This window comes from Klebsiella sp. HMSC16C06 (assembly GCF_001808325.1).
Lineage (GTDB): Bacteria > Pseudomonadota > Gammaproteobacteria > Enterobacterales > Enterobacteriaceae > Klebsiella > Klebsiella variicola.
Genome location: NZ_KV793013.1, coordinates 17,756 through 39,707, shown reverse-complemented (window position 1 = coordinate 39,707; position 21,952 = coordinate 17,756). Strand labels below are relative to the sequence as shown.

17 protein-coding genes and 6 pseudogenes are annotated in these 21,952 nt (G+C 46.2%); 11 read left to right on the top strand and 12 right to left on the bottom strand.

All coding sequences use genetic code 11. The features are described 5' to 3' along the window. Together HMPREF3142_RS29995 and xylA are read right to left on the bottom strand one after the other, a co-directional pair. Positions 1-121, bottom strand: a 121-nt coding sequence (locus HMPREF3142_RS29995; protein ID WP_020803058.1) for a hypothetical protein, incomplete at its 3' end; no start/stop codon positions are given. A gap of 269 nt (positions 122-390) precedes the next feature. Beyond that, positions 391-1,710, bottom strand: a complete 1,320-nt coding sequence (gene xylA, locus HMPREF3142_RS22280; protein ID WP_070612613.1) for a xylose isomerase — start codon at positions 1,708-1,710, stop codon at positions 391-393. Positions 1,711-2,136: 426 nt separating this feature from the next. Between xylA and HMPREF3142_RS22275 the strand changes: the two genes are divergently transcribed. Both HMPREF3142_RS22275 and HMPREF3142_RS22270 read left to right on the top strand, forming a co-directional pair. Continuing rightward, entirely contained in the window at positions 2,137-3,576 is a 1,440-nt protein-coding gene (locus HMPREF3142_RS22275; RefSeq protein ID WP_176747628.1) for an MFS transporter, read from the top strand. A gap of 58 nt (positions 3,577-3,634) precedes the next feature. Next, positions 3,635-5,314 carry a glycoside hydrolase family 43 protein gene (locus HMPREF3142_RS22270; RefSeq protein WP_064167145.1) on the top strand — a complete coding sequence of 560 codons (1,680 nt, stop codon included), beginning with the start codon at positions 3,635-3,637 and terminating at the stop codon, positions 5,312-5,314. 133 nt (positions 5,315-5,447) lie between these two features. Here the strand turns inward: HMPREF3142_RS22270 and HMPREF3142_RS22265 are convergent, their stop codons facing one another. From HMPREF3142_RS22265 to HMPREF3142_RS28530, 5 genes are all read right to left on the bottom strand, one after another. After that, positions 5,448-5,933, bottom strand: coding sequence for an Hcp family type VI secretion system effector (locus HMPREF3142_RS22265; RefSeq protein ID WP_032433429.1), 486 nt, complete (start codon positions 5,931-5,933; stop codon positions 5,448-5,450). Between the two features lies 1 nt (position 5,934). Next, on the bottom strand, positions 5,935-6,453 hold the full coding sequence (locus tag HMPREF3142_RS22260; protein ID WP_070612609.1) for a hypothetical protein: 519 nt from the start codon (positions 6,451-6,453) through the stop codon (positions 5,935-5,937). After that, positions 6,434-6,949, bottom strand: a complete 516-nt coding sequence (locus HMPREF3142_RS22255) for a DUF2778 domain-containing protein (protein WP_070612607.1) — start codon at positions 6,947-6,949, stop codon at positions 6,434-6,436. Before HMPREF3142_RS22255 ends, HMPREF3142_RS22260 begins: the two co-directional genes overlap by 20 nt. A 476-nt stretch (positions 6,950-7,425) precedes the next feature. After that, entirely contained in the window at positions 7,426-7,698 is a 273-nt protein-coding gene (locus HMPREF3142_RS30130) for a hypothetical protein (RefSeq protein ID WP_070612605.1), read from the bottom strand. Beyond that, positions 7,667-8,044, bottom strand: coding sequence for a DUF2778 domain-containing protein (locus tag HMPREF3142_RS28530; RefSeq protein WP_072121972.1), 378 nt, complete (start codon positions 8,042-8,044; stop codon positions 7,667-7,669). The genes HMPREF3142_RS30130 and HMPREF3142_RS28530 overlap by 32 nt, the downstream gene beginning before the upstream one ends. Before the next feature lie 451 nt (positions 8,045-8,495). Between HMPREF3142_RS28530 and HMPREF3142_RS22245 the strand changes: the two genes are divergently transcribed. The 3 genes from HMPREF3142_RS22245 to HMPREF3142_RS22235 are packed head-to-tail and all read left to right on the top strand — an operon-like array spanning position 8,496 to position 10,001. Next, positions 8,496-9,170 (top strand): hypothetical protein, encoded by a 675-nt coding sequence (locus tag HMPREF3142_RS22245; RefSeq protein ID WP_070612603.1) that lies wholly within the window; start codon positions 8,496-8,498, stop codon positions 9,168-9,170. Between the two features lies 1 nt (position 9,171). Then, positions 9,172-9,519, top strand: coding sequence for a hypothetical protein (locus HMPREF3142_RS22240; protein WP_063267089.1), 348 nt, complete (start codon positions 9,172-9,174; stop codon positions 9,517-9,519). Positions 9,520-9,521: 2 nt separating this feature from the next. Further along, complete coding sequence (locus HMPREF3142_RS22235) at positions 9,522-10,001, top strand: Hcp family type VI secretion system effector (RefSeq protein ID WP_004192264.1); 480 nt, start codon at positions 9,522-9,524, stop codon at positions 9,999-10,001. Between the two features lie 191 nt (positions 10,002-10,192). Here HMPREF3142_RS22235 and HMPREF3142_RS22230 read toward each other — a convergent pair. Further along, positions 10,193-10,516, bottom strand: a pseudogene (locus HMPREF3142_RS22230) (phospholipase D-like domain-containing protein); the annotation flags it as partial. Positions 10,517-10,534: 18 nt separating this feature from the next. Beyond that, a pseudogene (locus HMPREF3142_RS22225) lies at positions 10,535-11,646 on the bottom strand (IS3 family transposase). A gap of 78 nt (positions 11,647-11,724) precedes the next feature. On the opposite strand from HMPREF3142_RS22225, the pseudogene HMPREF3142_RS29990 reads away from it, so the two are divergent. Continuing rightward, positions 11,725-11,898 (top strand): annotated as a pseudogene (locus tag HMPREF3142_RS29990) (cytochrome C oxidase Cbb3); the annotation flags it as partial. Positions 11,899-12,176: 278 nt separating this feature from the next. Here HMPREF3142_RS29990 and HMPREF3142_RS28520 read toward each other — a convergent pair. From HMPREF3142_RS28520 to HMPREF3142_RS22205, 3 genes are read right to left on the bottom strand one after another with little or no spacing between them, the layout of a single operon-like run. Beyond that, positions 12,177-14,354, bottom strand: a complete 2,178-nt coding sequence (locus HMPREF3142_RS28520) for a Z1 domain-containing protein (protein ID WP_072121974.1) — start codon at positions 14,352-14,354, stop codon at positions 12,177-12,179. Positions 14,355-14,360: 6 nt separating this feature from the next. Next, on the bottom strand, positions 14,361-15,875 hold the full coding sequence (locus tag HMPREF3142_RS22210; RefSeq protein WP_162542663.1) for an ATP-binding protein: 1,515 nt from the start codon (positions 15,873-15,875) through the stop codon (positions 14,361-14,363). A 21-nt stretch (positions 15,876-15,896) separates the two neighbouring features. Next, positions 15,897-17,258, bottom strand: a complete 1,362-nt coding sequence (locus tag HMPREF3142_RS22205) for a DNA cytosine methyltransferase (protein ID WP_070612600.1) — start codon at positions 17,256-17,258, stop codon at positions 15,897-15,899. Between the two features lie 668 nt (positions 17,259-17,926). Between HMPREF3142_RS22205 and HMPREF3142_RS22200 the strand changes: the two genes are divergently transcribed. The 5 genes and pseudogenes from HMPREF3142_RS22200 to HMPREF3142_RS30090 all read left to right on the top strand — a co-directional run. After that, on the top strand, positions 17,927-18,799 hold the full coding sequence (locus HMPREF3142_RS22200; protein ID WP_070612598.1) for a phosphorothioated DNA-binding restriction endonuclease: 873 nt from the start codon (positions 17,927-17,929) through the stop codon (positions 18,797-18,799). A 368-nt stretch (positions 18,800-19,167) separates the two neighbouring features. After that, positions 19,168-19,461 carry a hypothetical protein gene (locus HMPREF3142_RS22195; protein WP_070612596.1) on the top strand — a complete coding sequence of 98 codons (294 nt, stop codon included), beginning with the start codon at positions 19,168-19,170 and terminating at the stop codon, positions 19,459-19,461. 85 nt (positions 19,462-19,546) lie between these two features. After that, positions 19,547-20,457, top strand: a pseudogene (locus HMPREF3142_RS22190) (ArdC family protein). 304 nt (positions 20,458-20,761) lie between these two features. After that, positions 20,762-21,684, top strand: a pseudogene (gene mobH, locus HMPREF3142_RS22185) (MobH family relaxase); the annotation flags it as partial. Beyond that, a pseudogene (locus HMPREF3142_RS30090) lies at positions 21,673-21,918 on the top strand (tyrosine-type recombinase/integrase); the annotation flags it as partial. The pseudogenes mobH and HMPREF3142_RS30090, both read left to right, overlap by 12 nt. Between the last annotated feature and the right edge of the window lie 34 nt (positions 21,919-21,952).

Here is a 21,952-nt window from a genome sequence, read left to right as displayed (position 1 = left end):
CGGCTTTGGCGACGATGGCGTCGATCTGTTCCTGAGTAAATTCTTGCGCCATTACAGAGGTAAGCGGAAAAAACGCGGCGATAACCGCCATGGTTAATGGAAGCTTTTTTATCATTGTCATGAGTTTCTCAATATAGGTTAATTTTATTCAGACAATAACCAGCCTATTCTGAGCTGACAGAATATGTCGCTATCATCAGAACAAGTTATTTTTTATTTTGTACGGTCACAGAGGCATTACACAATTATCGCTACCTTCCCTCCTTCGCTGATATTAAACAGGTGGTCTTTCGCCACTGACAAAAAACACAGCACGAACCAATAAACGCTATTTTTCGGCTGCAGGCAGACGGCGCAATACATACCCCCGCAGGGGCATGTCAGCAAAATTCAACCAAAGATATAGGTATTGACGAGATTTTCGAGTAATTCCTGACGCCCGCTGTGAGGCTGCGGATTCAGATTATGCTGCTCAGCGTACCGGGCAATATTATCCAGCGACATCTGCCCGGTCATAATTTTCTGCCCCAGCTCGCTCTGCCAGCCGGCATAGCGTTTTGCCAGACCCTGATCGAGCTTGCCATCCTCAATCATGCGCGCGGCCAGCTTAAGGGACAGCGCCATCACGTCCATGGCGCCAATATGGCCATAGAACATGTCGTATTTGTCGGTGCTCTGCCGACGAACTTTGGCGTCAAAGTTCAGGCCGCCGGTGGTGAATCCCCCGGCTTTGAGGATCTCGTACATCACCAGGGTATTTTCTTCCACGCTGTTCGGGAACTGGTCCGTATCCCAGCCGAGCTGCGCATCGCCGCGGTTGGCATCAACGGAGCCGAAGATCCCCAGCGCGATGGCGCTGGCGATTTCATGGTGGAAAGAGTGCCCCGCCAGGGTGGCGTGGTTGGCTTCAATGTTCACCTTGATCTCATTTTCCAGACCAAACTGCTTCAGGAAACCATACACCGTCGCGACATCGTAATCGTACTGATGCTTGGTGGGCTCCTGCGGTTTCGGCTCGATAAGCAGCGTGCCGCCAAAGCCAATCTTATGCTTGTGCTCCACCACCATCTGCAGGAAGCGGCCAATCTGCTCACGCTCCTGACGCAGGTCGGTATTCAGCAGCGACTCGTACCCTTCGCGGCCGCCCCACAGCACATAGTTTTCGCCGCCGAGCTGGTGGGTGGCGTTCATGGCGGTCACCACCTGCGTGGCCGCCCAGGCAAACACCTCCGGATCGGGGTTGGTCGCCGCTCCGGCGCCGTAGCGCGGGTGGGTAAAGCAGTTGGCGGTGCCCCAGAGCAGTTTCACGCCGGTTTGCTGCTGTTTCTCCGCCAGCACTTCGGTCATCACGGCGAAATTGTGCAGATATTCTTTCAGCGACGCGCCTTCTGGCGAGACGTCGACATCGTGGAAGCAGTAATACGGCACATTGAGCTTGTAGAAAAATTCAAACGCCACGTCCGCTTTGCGTTTGGCCATTTCCAGCGCCTCGCCCGCGGCCTGCCAGGGACGCTCAAACGAGCCGGCGCCAAACATATCCGCGCCATTCCAGCAGAAGTTATGCCAATAACAGGCGGCAAAACGCAGATGGTCTGCCATGCGTTTTCCCAGCACGATTTCATCCGGATTATAGTGGCGAAACGCCAGCAGATTATCGGTTTTGGGTCCGGCAAAGCGAACGCGATCAACCTGGTCGAAATAGGTTTGCATGATGAACTCCGAAATTGAGAAACAGGAAAATTAACAACTGTGACACATCGTGTATTCTCATCGTCGGTTGCTCAATTACGTTATTTCACTCAGCGATTGAGAAAATGCTCAAATGTGAGCCATCTCGCAAATAAAACTATTTTAAATATCTCGCTTCGCGCGCGTATAGCGTACACTTCCTGGGGAACTCAGGTATCCATACCAAATTAAAATGCCGGTTTTGTCACAATGCCAGCCTGCCAAAAAATTAGCGGCGGATAACGATTCAACGCAGGCGATACAGGCCTTTGCTTCGAGGATCACAGAAGTAAAAAAACATAATTACGTAATTTAAAAACGTAATAGATTCTTCCAGGTCAACTGTGTCAGAAAGTGTTTCACCTACACAAAACAAACCGGAGTCTGCTTAGAATGAGTAAAAACATAATGCACAGTCGGCATGATGAATATCATAAATTAACCCGCGGAGAACGAATTGGTTATGGCATGGGCGACTTTGCGCAAAACCTGGTTTTCGGCACAATTGGGGGTTTTCTGGCTTTGCATATGCTGACGGTAAATACCATCAGCACGGCAACGGCAGGCTTTATTTTTCTTTTTGTCCGCATCATTAATGTGTTTTGGGATCCGATGGTCGGAACCTACGTGGATAAACGAACCTCGAAAGCAGGGAAATATCGTCCCTGGCTGTTACGAGCCGGCGTGCCACTGGTGATCCTGTCGGCATTACTGTTCGCGCCCATCCCCGGAGTGAAAGGTTCGGTGGCTTTCGCCTTTATTATTTATCTGGCGCTGGACCTGGTTTATTCCTTAGTCAATATTCCCTATGGCTCGCTGAATGCGTCGCTGACCCGCGACCCGGAATCGATCGATAAACTGACCAGTACCCGCATGATGCTGGCCAACAGCGCCAACCTGCTGGTCTATACCCTGTTCCCGATGTTTGTGCAGATGGCGGCGCCGAAAGATCGCAGCCTGAAAGACACCGGCTTTTTTGGTCTTGAGCTGAATCTCGGCAACTATACCGATCCGTCGGCGAACTACGCCTGGTTTGGCGTGTACGCCATCTATATGATCATCGGCGCCGTGGCTCTGTTTATCTGTTATAAATTCACCAAAGAACGCGTTGTCGCGACCGCCGAGCAGACCGCCAACGTCAAAACCACCGACCTTTTCCACGAGCTCAGACATAACCGCCCGCTGGTTATTCTCGGCATGTTCTTTATGCTGGCCTTTACCTTCATGTTCTTCATGAACACCGTTAACGGCTTCTTCAACCAGTTCGTCGTCGGCCATTCCGAATGGATGGGCGCCGTGGGTCTCGTCGCGTCTATTCCCGGCATCGCCTTCCCGATTTTCTGGCCGAAACTGAAAAAAATCTTTGGTAAAAAAGGCTTCTTCCATCTGTTCCTCGCCATGTTCATCGTCGGCGAACTGCTGACCTACGTCTGGTCCCGCGAAGGGATGCACGACGCCCTGTGGCTGGCCTATATCGCCACCTTTATTAAACAGTGGGGCTTAACCTCCGCCACCGGCTTTATGTGGGCGCTGGTACCGGAAGTTATCGCGTACGGCGAATTAAAATCGGGCAAACGCAATGCCGCCATTATCAATGCCATTATGGGACTCTTCTTCAAGATCGGCTTCACCATCGGCGGCGCTATCCCGCTGTGGCTGCTGGCGGTGTATGGATTTAATGAAAGCGGCGCCGTGCAGAGCGCCAGCGCCATCGACGGGATCATTATGACCGCGGTGTGGATCCCGATCGCGCTGGCCGCTATTTCGATGGTGATTATCCAGGTTTATCCGATCTCCGATAAACATGTTACCGACATTAACCGTCAGCTGGATGAGATCCGCGTGTAGTTAAAAAAATTATAAATCAGACCGATTCGTCACTTTCCATTTTAAAAGGTGTAATGAAATGTCACTTATTCAAAACCCGATATTACGCGGCTTTAATGCCGACCCCAGTATTATTCGCGTCGAGGATACGTACTATATTGCCAACTCGACGTTTGAGTGGTTCCCGGGCGTGCGTTTACATGAGTCGAAAGACCTGAAAAACTGGAACCTGCTGCCTTCGCCGCTCTCCACCACCACCCTGCTGGACATGAAGGGCAACCCCTCCTCCGGCGGCATTTGGGCGCCGGCGCTCTCCTGGGCCGATGGGCAATTCTGGTTGGTGTATACCGATGTGAAGGTCACCGAAGGCGCCTTTAAAGACATGACCAACTATCTGACCACCGCGAAGGATATTCGGGGCCCGTGGAGCGACCCGATCAAGCTGAACGGCGTCGGGTTTGACGCCTCGCTGTTCCATGACGACGATGGCCGGAAATATATCGTCCAGCAAACCTGGGATCACCGGGAGTACCATCACCCCTTCGATGGCATTACCTTAACGGAGCTGGATACCAACACGCTGAAGTTAATGCCGGAAACCGCGCGCACCATCTACCGCGGCACCGCCGTGGCGCTGGTCGAGGGGCCACACCTCTATAAACTGAACGGCTACTACTATCTGTTTGCCGCCCAGGGCGGCACCGTGTTTACCCACCAGGAGGTGGTGGCGCGGTCGAAAACCCTCGAGGCCGACAGCTTCGAAACCGAACCGGGCGACGTGTTCTTAACCAACGTCGACACGCCGGACAGCTACATCCAGAAACAGGGCCATGGCGCGCTGGTCTCCACTCCGGAAGGCGAATGGTATTACGCTTCGCTCTGCGCCCGGCCGTGGAATCGCCCGGGGGAATCCATCTACGACCCGCGCGGCTGGTCAACCCTCGGCCGGGAAACCTCGATCCAGAAAGTGTACTGGGACGATGAGGGCTGGCCGCGTATTGAAGGCGGTCACGGCGGGAAAACCTTCGTCGAAGGGCCGAAAGACGCCATCTTCACCGAAAGCGCCGGCGATAATAGCCAGCAGGATGACTTTACCTCGCCAGCGCTCGACCCGAACTGGAATACCCTGCGGGTGCCGTTTACGGCCAAAATGGGCACCACCGGCGACGGCAAATTAACCTTAATCGGCCAGGGTTCGTTAGCCAATACGCATGACCTGTCGCTGATTGCCCGCCGCTGGCAGGCCTTCTATTTTGACGCTGCGGTGAAGGTGAAATTCGAACCCTTCAGCTACCAGCAGATGGCCGGATTAACAAACTACTATAACGACCGCCACTGGAGCTTCGTCTTCCTGACCTGGAATGAAATTAACGGCAAGGTCATCGAAGTTGGCGAAAATAACCGCGGAAAATACACGTCGTACCTGAAAGATAATGCCATCAAGGTGCCGGACGGCGTGGAATACGTCTGGTTCCGGACTAAGGTCCGCAAGCAGACCTACAGCTATGAATACAGCTTCGATGGCGTGTCGTTCACCGAGATCCCGGTCCAGCTGGATGCCGCGGTGCTGTCCGATGACTATGTGTTGCAGAGCTACGGCGGGTTCTTTACCGGGGCGTTCGTCGGCCTGGCGGCGGTAGACTACGCCGGGTACGGCACCCAGGCTGAGTTTTATCAGTTCGAGTATCAGGAGCTGGGCGATAGGTTAGCGGCCGATGGCAGCTACAGCTGGGAGGCTGGCGAGACGCGGGATAAGTAAGAGACACATATCAGTGTCGGCGTTTATAGCAACAGCACCTGTACGGTAACAGTGACGTTTAATCTGTCCAGGCAGGATTATTAGCGCGGCATAGTCAATGACAAAAAGGGGCATAACTTGCCCCTTTTACCTATCACGCTCTCACGTTCCAGTCGTCCGAATACTGGACATTGCCATCAACATAGCGCCAGGTAATTTTGTCATACATAAGGGAAACTGATTCCATGTGGTTGATTTGCGAGTTCCCTGTCATTTTAGCGTTCGGCATTCCCGGGTTAATGCCTGTTACTTTCACGCCCTCGATCAGCATGATGAAGTAGCATTCTTCCTGCCCTGCGTGGTTGATACGATACCAGCGGATCTCCGCGCTTTTAAGCGTTTGCCCCGTCGCGACAGCTTTATAGAGATACGGGCTGGAGCTATCAAACTCCTTTTCAATCATCATCGGTGAATGAGAACGCTTACCCGTTATCTTCCCATTGGCGCTATCTACCGGAATATTCAGGCCGTGGCTAAAACCAACAATCTCTATGCTTCCCTCACGATCCTGAACATCTACCGACCCTTTAATTTCTGCGCCGCCATCGTCTTTAAGCCACATGTATGCCGGAATGGGCATTTTACAAACTCCTTGTAGTTATGATTTTCTTCGTGATAAACCAATAGCAAACAATTGTTAAAAGCAACTGAAAGATCACAATTGCTACTATCGTAAAATTTGAATATTTTTGCAGAGGGATTACGGACTGATAAGGTAGCAAGCGAAACAGCCCCCAGAATAAGAAGGTAAAGCCGAATACTTTAGCAAATCGCCGCAATGTGGAATGGCCAAACGTTTTGAGAATATCAGTAAACCTAAATTTATGTATCACAGCACTATATATCGTGATTATGGCACTCATCGCAGGTATGCTGATAAATGTATTAATCAGTATACTAATATAGATGCTCAGAGATTGCCAAACCTCTAAATCAGGCTCCCCCAAAATGAAATGAGTAACCTTGTCAGCGCTCTGATAAGTAAAACTACCCGTAATAGAGTCAACTAATCCATCATACGGAACAACTCTCGCAACAATCATCATCACCACAGCGAGCAACGCTATCTTAATAAGTAAATTAAAAACATGGCTGGCCATTGGCAATCACCTCAATCGAGCCGTATGCCTTCAGTTTTCTTATGCAGGGAACATCTATTTGCTGCGTCCTGAGAAGTGCATTACGTAACATGGCGAAATCTGAATCATGCGGAAGAGTGATGCACCCCTCTGATAAAGTGCCAGGATGAAGTCGAAAGTTGCCTCGCTTAACCCCCTCAACCCATGTGTAATCGTCGATTCCCCAGTCATCCCGCCACAGGGCAAACCATTCGCTATGCCTGAATGAAGCGCCCTTAACTACATTGTTATAGATATCTCGCACCCCTGCATTGACCTGCGATCTGAGCCCCCCTTCCGGACGGTCAACAATCCAGTATTTTCCCGCTGGTACCGGCCCCTCTTTAGGTATCATTGCGCAGGCACCACGGTTACGGTAAGCACCATTCCCGGAAAACGCCAGGAAGGTACCAACGCCGGGGAATGATAATGGAGAATAATACATGTCGTTAATGACAAATTTACCATGCAGAGCCATAAACTACCCACGCCATTTAATAATTTATGGATATAGTACCGGTTGTGTAGCAAACTACGCAAATTAACTAACTTATTTTCAGAATATATAAATACCATTACCGTTTCAACTAAAAGCTATGCGTAGTTTTAGCGACAGCGGCTGGATTTTATCATAAGAGAAATCTGTTTGATGCATCATTTTGTTCAAAATATCAGGCATCATTTGCAGGTTTTTATTGACAGAACAAAACTATTACTGCCGGCATAAAGAGTTTTCCTGCTTGCAGCCAAAAGCGAAACGGACAGAATAGCATACACCGCACCACAACAAACACTAACTTGTCAGGAGTTCTGTTTCAAACCCAGAAAGGCACTGTCATTATAAAAACCACATGATATTTCAACAGGAAAACATGAAGACGCAAACGAGCATAGATTACAAATTTCTCACTGATATTCAGCCTGGTAATCTGGGAATATTGATGGAATAAAACTTCACCCTCGCCTTATTATCTTGAACAGTTTTATCGTCGCTATGTAAAGCACCCCAGAAAGTGAAAGCACTGTCATTAGAGTGATATAAAAGAAAGTATCATACATTGTATCGGCGTTCACACTCCCGAACAAGAAGTGGCAAATATCCCTTGCGATATCATAATCGAGATAGATTTCCGGCCTTGGAAGTGCACGTCCCAGAACCAAAAACAGCAATATAAAATAAATGATCTTACTTATTTTACGGGCAAGCGTTATTAGAGCTACTGGCAACAACCTCCACCCAACCGCGAGCCATCAGGGAACGCATGCAGGGAACCTGTACTAACGATGTATTCATAAGCGCATTCCGGATCATGGCAAAATCAGAATTATGGGCGATAGTAATACAACCCTCGGAAACCGTACCCGGATGCAAACGGAAGTTACCACGTTTCACACCTTCGACCCACGTCTCATCGTCGATTCCGTGGTCGTCACGCCATAATGCAAACCAATCGCTTTTCCCCCGCCGTAGTTCGCGGCAGGACGTAATGAAACGATTGGTGTTAGCCCTGCTTTTATTTATTTTCAAACACTTGGCTATAGCCCCCGCTCTCACGCCGGAAGCGGATATCACTCTGGTGAATCCGTCAATGTTTGCTCGTGAAGGATATCGACGGCACAACATGATGCTGTCGATGTGTTCACATAAACCGCCTGTTCATGAGTCATAACCTGTTTCTGCCATGAACAAGTCAGAGCAAATATATATAAACTGATAATTTTAACATCCAAGTTTATGCGTATCCAATCACTAATATAATATTTATACGCGCTTTATCATTTATTGAATTAATACTTCTCACATCAAGATAATTCATTATAATAATTTACCAAAAACTGATACACAATGATGTTTTACACCTTATTGAAACCAATGGTTCAAAACCATTTTACAATACAATCTGTAACAATTAGATTATAGTAACATTTATCAATTTATTTATTCTCTTATAAATTATCATCGATTGTTTCTTGAAAAAGTGATGTAAATTTTTCAGCCGTTTATTCAAACATAGGATAGCTATATGGCAGACATAGAAGGGATAGCTCGGAAGATATATGACATCATTATTTCTCCTGATACAGTTACAGGACTTATCAATGGCGGATTATCTGTTCCTTTAGATTATGGTTATCTGATTTACGGTATCTTTGATACGGATACAAGATATGAACGTGAAACAGAAAGAATCCGTATGATGACCGCGATAAGACATGACATCCTTAACTATGAAAATATCGTTAATGCAGTTAAATTAATCTTTCAGTTATTTAATAAATATCTATCCGAATCAGAACAAGATAGAATATACAGAAGTGTAGTTACCTCTATCGTGGGTAGAATCTCTACGAATATTATCGCATCGAACATCGCTAAAGCCGTTATAGAAAAAACGTCATTTACTTATGTAGTATTTAAGGGGAAAGGGAATCCAATAGCCTTTTTAAGTACTATCCTCTTGTTTGGTGGAATGGCAGAGCGTTCCATCAGGACGTCTGATAAACTCAGGAATGAAGCGCCCGAGGTATACTCGTTATTAAGACCCCGCGATTATGATCTTCTTTATTTCTTATTTGCCGATGCGGTACAACCTTTTGTTGATGCCATCCATGCGGGATACACTGAGGGCAACCCCGTGTTCGACAAGATTATGAAAAGAGTGGAAGATCATTTAAATATGAATGCTAAGGCTGGGTGACATGAAAAAAATTATCACGCCACTCGTCGATATAGTTATCTGCACCTATATTATTACTGCATGTTTTATTTGCCTGACTGAGTTCAATAACTGGCAGAATAAAATAATCGCAGTGACGATTACAATCGGCAGCGCTTATATCATCGCCATCGCATTGAATAGATTTCTGGGAGCAAAGATAGGTGTGTTAAGCGGTGTTTTTAATTTACTATCAGGCCCGCTACTAATTATAGGCGCTATTGTTTGCATAGCCTTACTTGACCCGTGGCCGGTTAAGATTATTGGTCTGTTTTTATGGGTCATTATAATGTTTTGTTTACCTTCATTTATAAATAGAGATAAGGAATAATCATGTCAAATCCAGCATATCTTTGGCTAACCGATACAAACGGCTCCCCTATAACGGGTAGTTCTCTCGTTACAGGGCGTATTGGCGCTATTGAATTAAAAGCGGTAACGCACCACCTATCCATTCCTGTGGATGGAAACACCGGGAGATTAACAGGAACCAGAGTACATACACCTATTACGGTACAGAAAGATTTTGATAAAACAACGCCCCTTTTATACAAAGCGCTGAGTGAGAATCAAACATTAAAGTCGGCAACCATAAAGATGTATCAGATCCTTGATGCAGGTGTTGAAAGCGAATATTTTAATATTATATTAGAGAATGTAAAAGTAACCGGAATTACCCCCAACTTATTTCCTGATTCTGGTACAGGCACACATAGCGAAACGATTCAGTTAAGGTATGAGGCCATCACCTGGAAACATTGCGATGGGAATATCATTTACAAAGATTCCTGGAACCACAGGGCAACAGCATAAACTCCCCGAAGACTAAAGGCCATTCAAAAGAGTGGCCTTTTCTAAGTTCAACTGTTTATTTAAACCACCATCGCCAAACAAGCCATCCAAATGCAACCGCATGGTTTGGAGGCATAGCATCTTAAGCCTGTACCTCCTTGAGTAGAACTGAATTAATTCAGCCCATTCGATACCTGCATTGCGATAAGCACCTATAACTTCCGCTGCTCCAGGCTGGAATAAATCGCTCTAATTTCCGCTTGTAAGCTTTCGCCACGGTATACCATCGACGTATCGTATCGTTTGTACTTCTCATCACGCGAAGCGCTAAACCAGTTGAACGATCCTATGCACAGCAGCCCTTCATCACCAATCACGATTTTACTGTGAACACGGTTAACCAGCATAGTCACAATGCCCAGCGCATTTAGTTTTTCCACTGCATCATTAAGGCGTTGCTGTTTTGCTTTGCGCTTTTCATAACTGACGTCTTGGGTATTAAAGCTTTTATCCGTCACAACAGTAATGTCGATACCACTTTAAGCACACCTGTTTTAGTTCCACGCACTTTTTGAGAGTTCCGGTTTTTCAGCCATCAGCCGGTACTCTTCCGGCGTCAGGTTGTTCAGGGACTCATGAGGCCGCTCGTTGTTATATTCTATCAGCCAGCGCTCGGTAATTTCCCGTGCTTCATTCAGTGTTCTGAACAGGTAAAAATCCAGAATTTCTGTCCGGTATGTCCGGTTGAACCGTTCGATAAAAGCATTTTGTGTAGGTTTACCCGGTTTAATAAATTCGAGCTGCACGCCATGTTCTTAGGCCCATTGTGCCAGTGCCCGCGAGACCAGCTCTGGCCCGTTGTCTATCCGCATTTTCAGCGGATAGCCGCGGTTTGCCACGATCCTGTCCAGCACCCGGATGATTCGCTGAGCCGGGATATTCCGGTTGATTTCTATCGCCAGTGCTTCACGGTTAAAATCATCCACCACATTGAAGGTCCGGAAGCGTCTGCCGCAGACCAACGCGTCGTGCATAAAATCGATGGGCCAGCTCTGGTTTAACGCTTGCGGTGTCGCCAGGGGTGCTGGATTACGCACTGGCAGCCGCTGTTTTCCCTTGCGACGAAAATTCAGTTTCAGCAGGCAATAAATCCGGTGAACACATTTATGGTTCAAGGTATTGCCCTGCCTGCGCAGCAGCTGGAACAGCTTCTTAAAACCGTAGCGCGGATAGCGTTCTGCCAGTTCAGTCAGCGCGTGGATCACGGGTTCATTACGCCGGGTATCGGGCTGATAAAAATACACCGTCATGCTCAGCGATAACGTCCTGCAGGCCTGGCGTAAACTTATGGCAAATTGCGTCGTCAGATAGCTGACGAGTTCACGCTTTATCGCTGGTTTTAAAGCTTTTTTTCGATGACGTCTTTCAGTGCCCGGCACTCAAGACTGAGATCAGCAAACATCTGTTTAAGCCTCCGATTCTCGTCTTCCAGATCTTTGATTTTTTTAATATCGACCGCTTCCATCCCGCCATGCTTTGCCTTCCAGTTGTAATAGCTGGCTTCCGAAATAGCGGCCTCACGGCAAACATCCTTGACGGTACGTTCAGCTTCGACGGACTTCAATACGGCGATGATCTGGTGTTCAGTGAATCGGATCTTGCGCATAGCAATCTCCTCTGGGGACATAATCAGTATGTCGGAAGATCTCTAAAAGTGAATGGTTCGGTTAAGCGGGATACTTACAATGTGATTATCAATCTAGTGATGGGATCGATGTTTCTGGTGCTGCCAACTTTCTGGATGGGAGCGATGACATGGGCTGGAGTGAGGGTAGGTGTGGCAGTGAATGGAGCGCTGGCGGGTGGGGTTAAGGTGGCGCAGGATAGCGGGGGGAAGGCTGGGGGGCGGTTATTCTAATACATCCTAATTTTATACAATATATTAAGAAAATATAAAGACGCATTGAATTAATGAACTCTTATTTGTTATATAAAATTCAAAACATCCACACCTAGAACAAAACATCGCAATTTATTAACCATGCACTCAAGGAGAATATAACTTAAAAGGTTACCCCTCAGCAAAGATTAACTCATACTAAAATTAAAAGTTGTTTTTATATTCAATAAACACATTAACCTTAGTTAAATATATATAAAGGGTAGAGAACTCTCTCTACCCAAGCAGAATAACATTTAACTTTGATGTTGTACTATAATTGAACAAGCCAATCGCCCTGGTATCCACACCGCAACGACAGGAACATTGCTAATAATTATTTTATCACCTTGTTTTAAATCAATAAAATGTATTTGAACACTCACTCGTTCATTATCTTTAATTGAGGAATCGCCAGGATATATTTCTCCACGTCTAGCGTTTGTTGCAGGGTAAGCACCTTGAAATAAATAAGAATCTACATTACGAACCCTTTTCTCATTTGGACTCATTCTATAAACAACACAACTCTCTGTCGAATTCCTTTCAATTGCCTTTGCCAAATGCAATAATAAAGCCGTATTATTCTGAGAGTTAGAATTTCCAGTAACTCTTATTTTTACAAGTAAATTTTCGAACAAATCGCTTACAAGAACATTATCACAAACATAATGTTTCTGAGTTTCTGTACGGTCTACATGTCCCTCATCACAACGCATGGATAGACGGTTCAAAAATTCTGACACTGTATTTTGGTTTTCAATGACTACAGCTTCTGAAGGATATGTTATTTTCGGGACAACCCATTTGTCAGAAAATTTAGTATGCATGTAATCAAATTCAAGAACACTATCTCTACAAGGCTTCAAATCAAGATCTAATAAGAATGCCCGTTTCCAGGAATTTAATGACTTATTACTTACTTCAATTTCCTTAAGTTGTCTCCTAATATCTTCTTCATGTGTGACATAATTTCTAAAGGCATCAAGTGTACTTTGTTCTAAATAAACCCTACAAAACCCCAAATAGCTTTTTTTATATCCAAAGAACCTTGCCCGCTGCTGTATAGTGTCAGCGTTACCGACACCAATACCTCTAGGCATATATGTTACAGTCAGCCCTTCAACGGTAAATCCTCGGTCAACCGCAATTCCGCCGACCAAAATCCATCCATATTTATGTTGCCAGTCTATCGCCGGTGTTTTATTAGTTCTTGCATTAACTTCAACTATCTGGGTACTTTTAAATGCAATGCTAAAAGAATTTATAATCTTATCAAATGATGGTAGCGCTGCCGTTGTATTTAACTGATTATAAGATTCTCTAAATTCGCTTAGGAGATCTATCTTATCCGGATCATCATCACGTAACGCTAAACACCTGTGCCATTCATCGAATATACTTCTAACCCAGCTATAATACTCTTTATGCTGAGAAGTCAGATGGGAAGGATGCACAAGCATTGAGCGGTTACCGGTATTACCTGACTCACTAATGCCTACAGTTACTCCAACCATGAATATACGTAGGGCATCTAGCAATGATGAAGGTGGATGGCTTAAAGGATTATCTTTCGTCGGAACTTCACTTGGTGGAATAATATTAATATATGCAGAGTTCGACCCAAAAAAATCACGGCCACCAACATAAGCATCGCCTGGTTCTAATACTTTCACAAAATTAGGCGATAAGGAATCTATAATACTTATAAGAAGAGGTGCTTGAGGCGTAGCTGTATATTGTAAATAGGTGTGATTTGGCAAAGCCTTTCTTAGTCTCATTAAGCAACCATATGTTGCACTCTCTTCTCCCTGAGAAACTCCAGTATTTAGACTAACCTGATCTGCCTCATCATCAATAATAAGAACCGATGTTCCATTCAAATCTAAAGCTTCAAGTATTTCAGCTAGCTTATTGATTCTTTTGTGATTTTTAAGGACGGTAATAAGAATTGTTTGTTTATATATATCCTCAGTAGACGAATCTTTTGATATGGATAACGTACTACGGATGACCTGCCCAGCAGTATCATAAGAGGACGGATTTTCTAGTTGTACCCATCTCCGGCCCCGTTTTGAATCATTTAGCCCCAAATCTTTTTTTAATCGACTCGAGGATTGTGCAAGTAGAGGATTTGATGTCCCTGCAACAACAATTACTATATGAAAACCGTTATCCCTTGCAAGCGCAGCAACAGTCTCAAAGGACATGGTCTTGCCACTTTGCACATAGCCAACAATAAGACCAGTTTCTTGCCCATTTTCTATTTCAGGAGAAACTCCGCGGGATAATATTGCAATAGCATCTTCAAGTAATTTTTCTTTGGCGCCATCCGGCATACCACTCTGTTCTAAAAAGGCTTCAGTTTCTTTACCCTTTTCAGGAGACCAATTCATTCCGTTATTAATGAAATCATTTCTAGTTTCTAAGCTCATTTATGTTTACCTATTCGAAAATACATCTCGTAAGATATCATTCATGTTTCGCCTGACTGTTCCGGCTTTACTGACACCTGAGTCCCTAGCCAATACTTCAGCTATAGCAAGAGCAGCCCCCACGCGAAACATAATTTCAGAAACATCTCCATCCTTTTGAGCGAACTGAATCATTAGGGGATGAGACATCGACATCTGAATATGTAACTGTCGACATGTGTCACCTATCCTCCCTGTATCACTCAATGCTAACCACTCACTATTAGAAACATCGTTCGATATTTCAATACATACAGACCAATTTTGATCACGAAACGAAATATCAAAAGTTCGTTTCATTAGCTGAGCCTGATATTCAGTATGCTCGACAGGAGTATCAATTAGCGCAGAGTCAAGTATACTAGGAATTATCAACGGCAAATGATTCCTCAGTTCATCCACTGAGCTATCAACAGCGTGTCCAACAAGTGATATTAGCCTATTATCATTCCCTCTAACTCTATGCCCTTCCGCCTGACGTAATAAAGGCATATCATCGCTATCTAAATTATCGCGTAACAATTTTAGAAAAGTTTGCTCTAACTCTCCCCATCTAAAGCCGTCTTTTGTATGGCTAACTTCAACCCCATTAATATATAGCTCGCCAAACACACGCTGATATTTATAACTATTCGAATTACCAAAAATATAGGCGGGACGATAGGTTTCATCGGCGCTTCCTTGAATAACTCTACCTCGTCTGAAAAGCGAGAATCCGGCTTCGCTAGTATTACCCACAGCACGTATAGCAGCAAAACCATTTACGGAAATATTATCACCAAACTTAAAGTCAATATCTTTTCGCCAGATAAGAGGCTCTCCCTCTTTATCCTTAAAATAGGGGGCGCTAAGTATTTTGGGATCTTGATAACTTAATACTTCCCCATTAACCTTCAGTATTAAAAGCCCCTTCCTAATATAGCATCTATAGATACTAGCTAGATGGCTTTTTATTTTATGGATAGTTCGTTTAACTGGAACATGAAAAACATCATTTAAAATAACCTCCGTAAAATGTTGTTCTTCACTACCTTGAGTTTCTTTTATTGATAGTTCATATGACTCATCCGCAATCATATTTTCAATATCAAAGTATACTGTTCTTATTATTGGTTCACCAATCACAGATGTACGAACCTCCCATTTAGGAGAAAACCAACAAGCTGCACTTTTCATACCCATACCAAATTCGGATAGACCAGTATTATCTGGAGGGATTGATGCAGGTTTGAAAGCTCTTGGAAAGTCCTCTAAAGGAATCCCAAAAGCGTCATCTTTAATTGATATTCGGGCAGGTTCAGTTGAGTCTATATTTATTTCTATAGTTACTTTTTTTAAAGAACTCGTTGCCGATTTTGCCAAGAAGCTCTGCAATGCATTGTCTACAAATTCCCCCAAAGCAAACCAAGGTTTATAATTGAGGTGCCGCAAAACGGCTAATATACTTACTCCTGGACGAATATCAACCTTTGAAAGCGCCACAATTATCTCCTTAAAGCACTCTTAATTATAGGAAATGCATCTATCTTCTAAAAAATTCAAATGATTGTTATAGCTTTCATCAAGTGAGGTACTTAATAACGCGTTGGCTACCCATTCGACAACTTTTGAGTTGACCGCATTACCTAAAGCCTGGAAGGCTTGGGTTGGACTTTCAGGGAGCTTGTTTAATTCATCAAGACACTGGAGCTTAGCACACTCATGAGGTGTCATATAACGCCTTTGCCAAGCAATAATTGGGACTTGGGTATCAGTCATGGCAATTAAGCTTGGAGCAGTGGTTCTTCTCTTAACTCTCACTCCAGAGGCTCTAAACTGTAGAACATAGTTCCAAATATTCCTCTCTTCACCATGAACATTCCATTCAAGTTTCTGAAGGCTTGACGGGAACCTTAAAATATCGGGTAACCATTCATCTATCCAGCTTTTATTATCGTTATAAAATTTTCTATTTTGTCTAATAAAATTCTTTTTCCACTTTGGAAATTCAAATTCTTCTGTTCGAGCATGACTTGGCAATGCCATCCAACGATCATCCATACTTTTTCGAAGGCCAATTTTGCAACCATGGCTCGCCCTGAAGCCTTTTAACCCATTAATTCCTAAACGCATTTTTCTCGCATAAGGAGTTTCATTTTCAAAAGGATAGGTAGCCCCCCACTCCATCGACCACAATGGGAAGGAAGGAATTTCAATATCAGGAGGACAGAGTTCTAAAAATTTACTCCAAACATTTAAACAATCGATAACTTGAGGAGAAAGTGATTTCGCATCAATCGGATTATTGTCCAAAATACTATCTATCGAGGTTTCGATATTCAGAGCTTCGGGCCATTTAAAATCGTCAAGCGGCAACAATGAGCCAACTATATATATTCGTTCACGAATTTGGGGAATACCGAAATGATGCGGTGAAAGTTTTGCCGCATCAATATTATAGCCAAGCCCATCTTTGCCAAGCAATTGTTGGATCTTTATCCACGTTTTTCCATCATCATGTTTCAACAGGTTAGGGACATTTTCAAGAATGAAAAATTTAGGCCTCTTATGCTTTAAAATTTCGACTACGTTGAAAAATAATCCTCCTTGTTTTGTACACTCGAACCCTAATTGTTCACCAGCCTTTGAAAAAGGCTGGCATGGGAACCCAGCGGTTAAGACATCATGATCAGGGATTATATCAAGTGGTATTTTAGTTATATCGCCAAGAGGTCGAATACCAAAATTATCCTCATATAAGTTCTGGAGAGGTTCTTTCCACTCGACTGCAAAACGACAAACCCCACCTAATCGTTTCAGTGCCAAATGAAAACCTCCCAGACCAGCAAATAAGTCAATGAAAGTAAACGTTTTTTTATTTTCCATTCAAGCACTCTCTACAAACATAAATCAGGTGGTGTTTATTCAAACACATCAACAACTGTATATAAACACATATTTGCAATATCAGGGATGCTTTGTCTTTAGCATCAAAGAAATTGGAAATAATTTCAACAGTAAAATATCTAATACTTTGAATTGTATAACAGCTAACCCGTTTTCACTACAGGCTCTGACGCGCTTTTAGCAACATTAGCTTAAAATCATTCGGAATGGTTTCTCTGAATTCATTCATAACCAGAGCCTTCTGATTATCCTCTTACCCGGAGGGACTAGTCTTTTCATCCCTACAGCCCCTAGCTGTCAGCGTTCAGTCCTGATTAATCCTTCAAAAAATCCCCCTGCTAAGCGGTGTTTCTCTGCTTCGCTACCAGAGGAACGCGGTATTGGCTTTCTCTCACCTTGAGCCAAGGCTCTTACCATTACCTTTCTCGTCAAAAGCCTAAGGAATGGCAAGGATACCTCACTCGATTATCTGTACTGATGTTACGATACACAATTAGCCATTACCATAAATTACGTACACTTACCTTTCGGAGTTATCAGTACAAAGGGTCAATTCCTCTCTCATGAACATGACGTGCAACAATTGAATTTCACCGCTTTTGCGAGCATGATCGCAATAACATCAGCCTGTTACCCGGTTCACTCCTATGATATCTGTCGAAGCGCTGCAATCAGCCATTTCCAACGTTTCTGTATGGCGTCAGGGTGATGTGTGCGCGCCGCATAAGCCGATGCTGCTGTTGTATGTGCTGTCGCAGTACAAAGCAGGCCACCCGCGCTTGTTTAACTACGGCCTGGAGATCCACGAACCACTAACTCGTCTGCTAAAAGAGTTTGGTCCCAAGCGGCGCACTGACTATCCCAATATGCCTTTCTGGCGGCTCAGAACTGACGGCTTTTGGGAAATTGCCAATGCAGAAGGTTGTAAACCCCGTAAAGGCAACACCCAACCGACCAAGAAAGAACTGATTGATAACCAGGTAGTGGGCGGCTTTGATGAAGCTGCATACCAACAGCTACTTGCACATCCTGAAATGATCGACCAACTGACCCAGCAGATCCTGATAGATCGCTTCCCCGAAAGTATTCAGCGGATCCTCGCCAACCAACTGGGTCTGGATTTTATCGATCGTTCGAAGAACCGCGATCCGCGCTTCAGAGATATCGTTCTCCGAGCGTACCATTCGCGATGTGCTTTCTGCGGTTACGACCTACGACTGGATGGTGCGCTGGTTGGTATTGAAGCAGCCCATATCCACTGGAAAACCTATGGCGGGCCGTGTGTGGTAAACAACGGTCTGGCACTGTTCTCACTGCACCATGATGCTTTTGATATGGGCGCATTCGGGCTGGATGAAAACCTGACTATCCGCATCTCCGGCGGTGTCAGCCGTAGCCAAGTGGTGGATAACCTGTTCTGGCAACGAAATGGCCAGCAGTTGCATCTTCCTCACGACAAAACGCTGTGGCCCACTGAACAATACGTTGGCTGGCATCGTAAGCAGATCTTCAAAGCCTGAGACCGTGAGCTTCGCAGGTGTCATCGATTGCCCAATATGCTTTATGCCCTCCAAAGGATAAATTGCTTTTAACCCCTATAGCGGATAAACCCTGCGTAGCAAAGTGGATTCCAGAATAACGACTCCCGAACTCTCTCACTGAAGAGCCTGACTCTTGATTATTATTAATCCCGTATTAATCTGTACGAAGTTTGACCCGCAACCAGAGCCTTCAGGTTGCCACCCTACCCGGTGAGGATCGCCTTTTCGTCCGCTCCGTATCATCCTCGCGGACAGCGCTTAGCGCCTGATACATCCTCTACCCCACCATGCAGGGAATCCCTCCCTGTCGGGCGGTGTTTCTCTGCTTTCATCACTGGAGAAATACTATGCCAACTTCATCTATCACTGAAGCAACATCCTTATCATTGTCTATCTCATCTGAGGCCTGGGAAAAGGTAGTTAGTTTTCCACCCGATCCCTCTCAGGGAGACGACCGCCTCGAAAACCTGATTGTCGCGACCATACTGACATTCAAAAGCGCAGGCCCGGACCGTAAGAGTATTAATTTCGGTCTGTACTGCTTTCCCGCCGACGGCAGCAGCAATGTACCGCTGATGACGCCGCTGCGCTTAACCCTTGAAGATGATCACTTATTGGTTACTGCCCTTCACACCAGCTGATTACCTCAGCATCCTTTACTCCCCGTGCCGGGCGACTCCCGACCGGGAGCGCTGTACTCGGCTTCTTTATCATGAGGTTACGCTTATGAACAGAAGCAACGATCTTTACCAGAAAGTCACCGATGAAATTATCGCCGCGCTGGAGAAAGGCGTGATCCCCTGGGTTCGCCCATGGCGGAAGGGGAACCGGTGGTTCCGATGAATGCCCTGTCCGGGCGGTTGTATCACGGCATCAACATTCCTCTGCTCTGGCACAGCGCAGAACGACAGGGATATGAGAGCGATCGCTGGCTGACCTTCACGCAAATTCGCAATGCGGGCGGTAACATCCGCAAAGGCGAAAAATCTACACTGGCCGTGTTCTATCTGCCCCAGCAGCGCGAAGTAGTGGACAGCAATGGGAGCACGGTTCTTGATGCTGACGGCAATCCTAAAGTGACGTCTTACGCTGTAGTACGCGAGTTCCGGCTGTTCAACATCCAGCATTGTGAAGGACTGCCGGAGGCATTCTCACAGCCTGTCGTGATGGTCGATGATCCTATCGCCGCCGCTGAGCAGGTTGCCCAGCAAAGTGCGGTGGTGATCACTCACCGACGCCAGAATCGGGCGTATTACTCGCCGGGGCGCGACTGCATCATCATGCCGCATCCTGAGCAGTTCACTTCGCGTGAGGATTATTACGGCACGTTGCTGCATGAACTGACACACGCTACCGGACACGCTTCACGGCTGAACCGGGACGGCATCACTGCCGGAAAACATACCTTCGGCGATCCGACGTATAGTTTCGAAGAGCTCGTCGCCGAAATGGGTGCAGCTTTCCTCTGTGCTCATGTTGGCATCCAGTCGAAGCTACAGCATGACAGTTACATCGCATCTTGGCTGAAGGTGTTACAGCAGGACAAAAAAGCGATTTTCCACGCCAGTGGATTAGCGCGTAATGCCTGTGAATATCTGCTTGAACGGGCGCAGCAGCCGTTAGCGCTGAGCGCATGACCTTCATATCAACGGCGGAGCATCCCTGCTCTGCCGTTTTTCTCAACTCCAATAAATTTGCGCGACCCAATAAACAATTTCCCCCCAAATCTGACGGCACCAAAAGGCAAAATCCAAAAGGTTAAGGGGAAGAGAGTGAAGGGGGAACGGGCTTACCCGAAAAAGGGGCTTCCCTTCGTCTTTCGAGTTGCAGGTGCGTTGGCTTTCCTCGCTCACCCCAGTCACTTACTTATGTAAGCTCCTGGGGATTCACTGCGTCGCCGCCTTCCTGCACCTCAAAATCCATTGGGAATAAAGGGCCATTATGCGGATATGGCTGACGCGCAAAAAGCAAAACACCACACCATCCACTGGCGAACCAGACGTCACGGAGGGATGGCTGCATCCTGAATCCGCGCAAACGCTACTGGCTGAAACTACCCGCCAACAGCTGATCCAGTTTATTCGCCAGAGCACCGCCCTTCCCGCCTCACTGTTTGAACGCTTCTGGCTGATACCAATCCACCGCTTCGCAGAACTGGCGCAGTTGTTCCCAGCCTCGGAAAACCACCACCATTCCCACGCAGGTGGCCTGCTCGATCACAGTCTCGAAGCCGCCTGCTATGCCGCACGGCTGCGGCAGAATTATCTTTTTCCGCCTGATGCAGTGCCAGAAGATCAGGCCGCGCAGTCCGAGCGATGGACAACAGTCATCATCTACGCCGCGTTGCTGCACGATCCGGGCAAACTTATCACCGATATTGAGGTGGAAGATGTCAGCGGGAAACACTGGTTTCCGTGGCATGGCCCACTGACCCAGTCTTATCGGTTTCGCTACCTGCCGCAACGTGATTATCTGCGCCATCCGGCTGCGGCAGCTCTTCTGCTCCCCCAACTACTCCCCCCGGAAAGCCTCGACTGGCTCGCCGCCGATGCCGCAGCGTTATCCACTCTGCTGCACTGCTTTAACGGACAGTATCAGTATGCCGGGCTGGCGGGTGAACTGGTGTAGAAAGCCGACCGGGCGTCGGTAGCGTTTAATCTCGGCGGCGATCCGGTCAAGACTATCCACCGCCCACAACCTCTCTGCCGCAGCAAATCATCGCCGCCCTGTGCGACCTGCTGGCAAATGAGTTCCGACTCAACAACCCGAATGGCGGTTCTGACGGCTGGCTGACGGAAGAGGCGCTGTGGCTGGTCAGCAAGAGCGCTGCCGATGCTGTCCGTGGCTGGTTGCTGCGCCAGGGTAAACCGATGACAGAAAATCAGGTCAGTTATTTCTTTGCCAAACTCAGCGATGCCTGCCACAGCCGTTTTTCATCGCACCGCTACCGTTATACCGTTGCCACAGAATTAATGCAGAAACCGGAGCAAAATTTGTATGTTACGCAGAAACTACTCGGCCACCGCGATATTAAGGTGACGCTCAGCTATATTGAACACAATGTCGAGATGCTCAGAAGTTGCGTGGAGAGAGATTGACAAAACAGGGAGTGAGTGAAAAGATCCGGCCCGA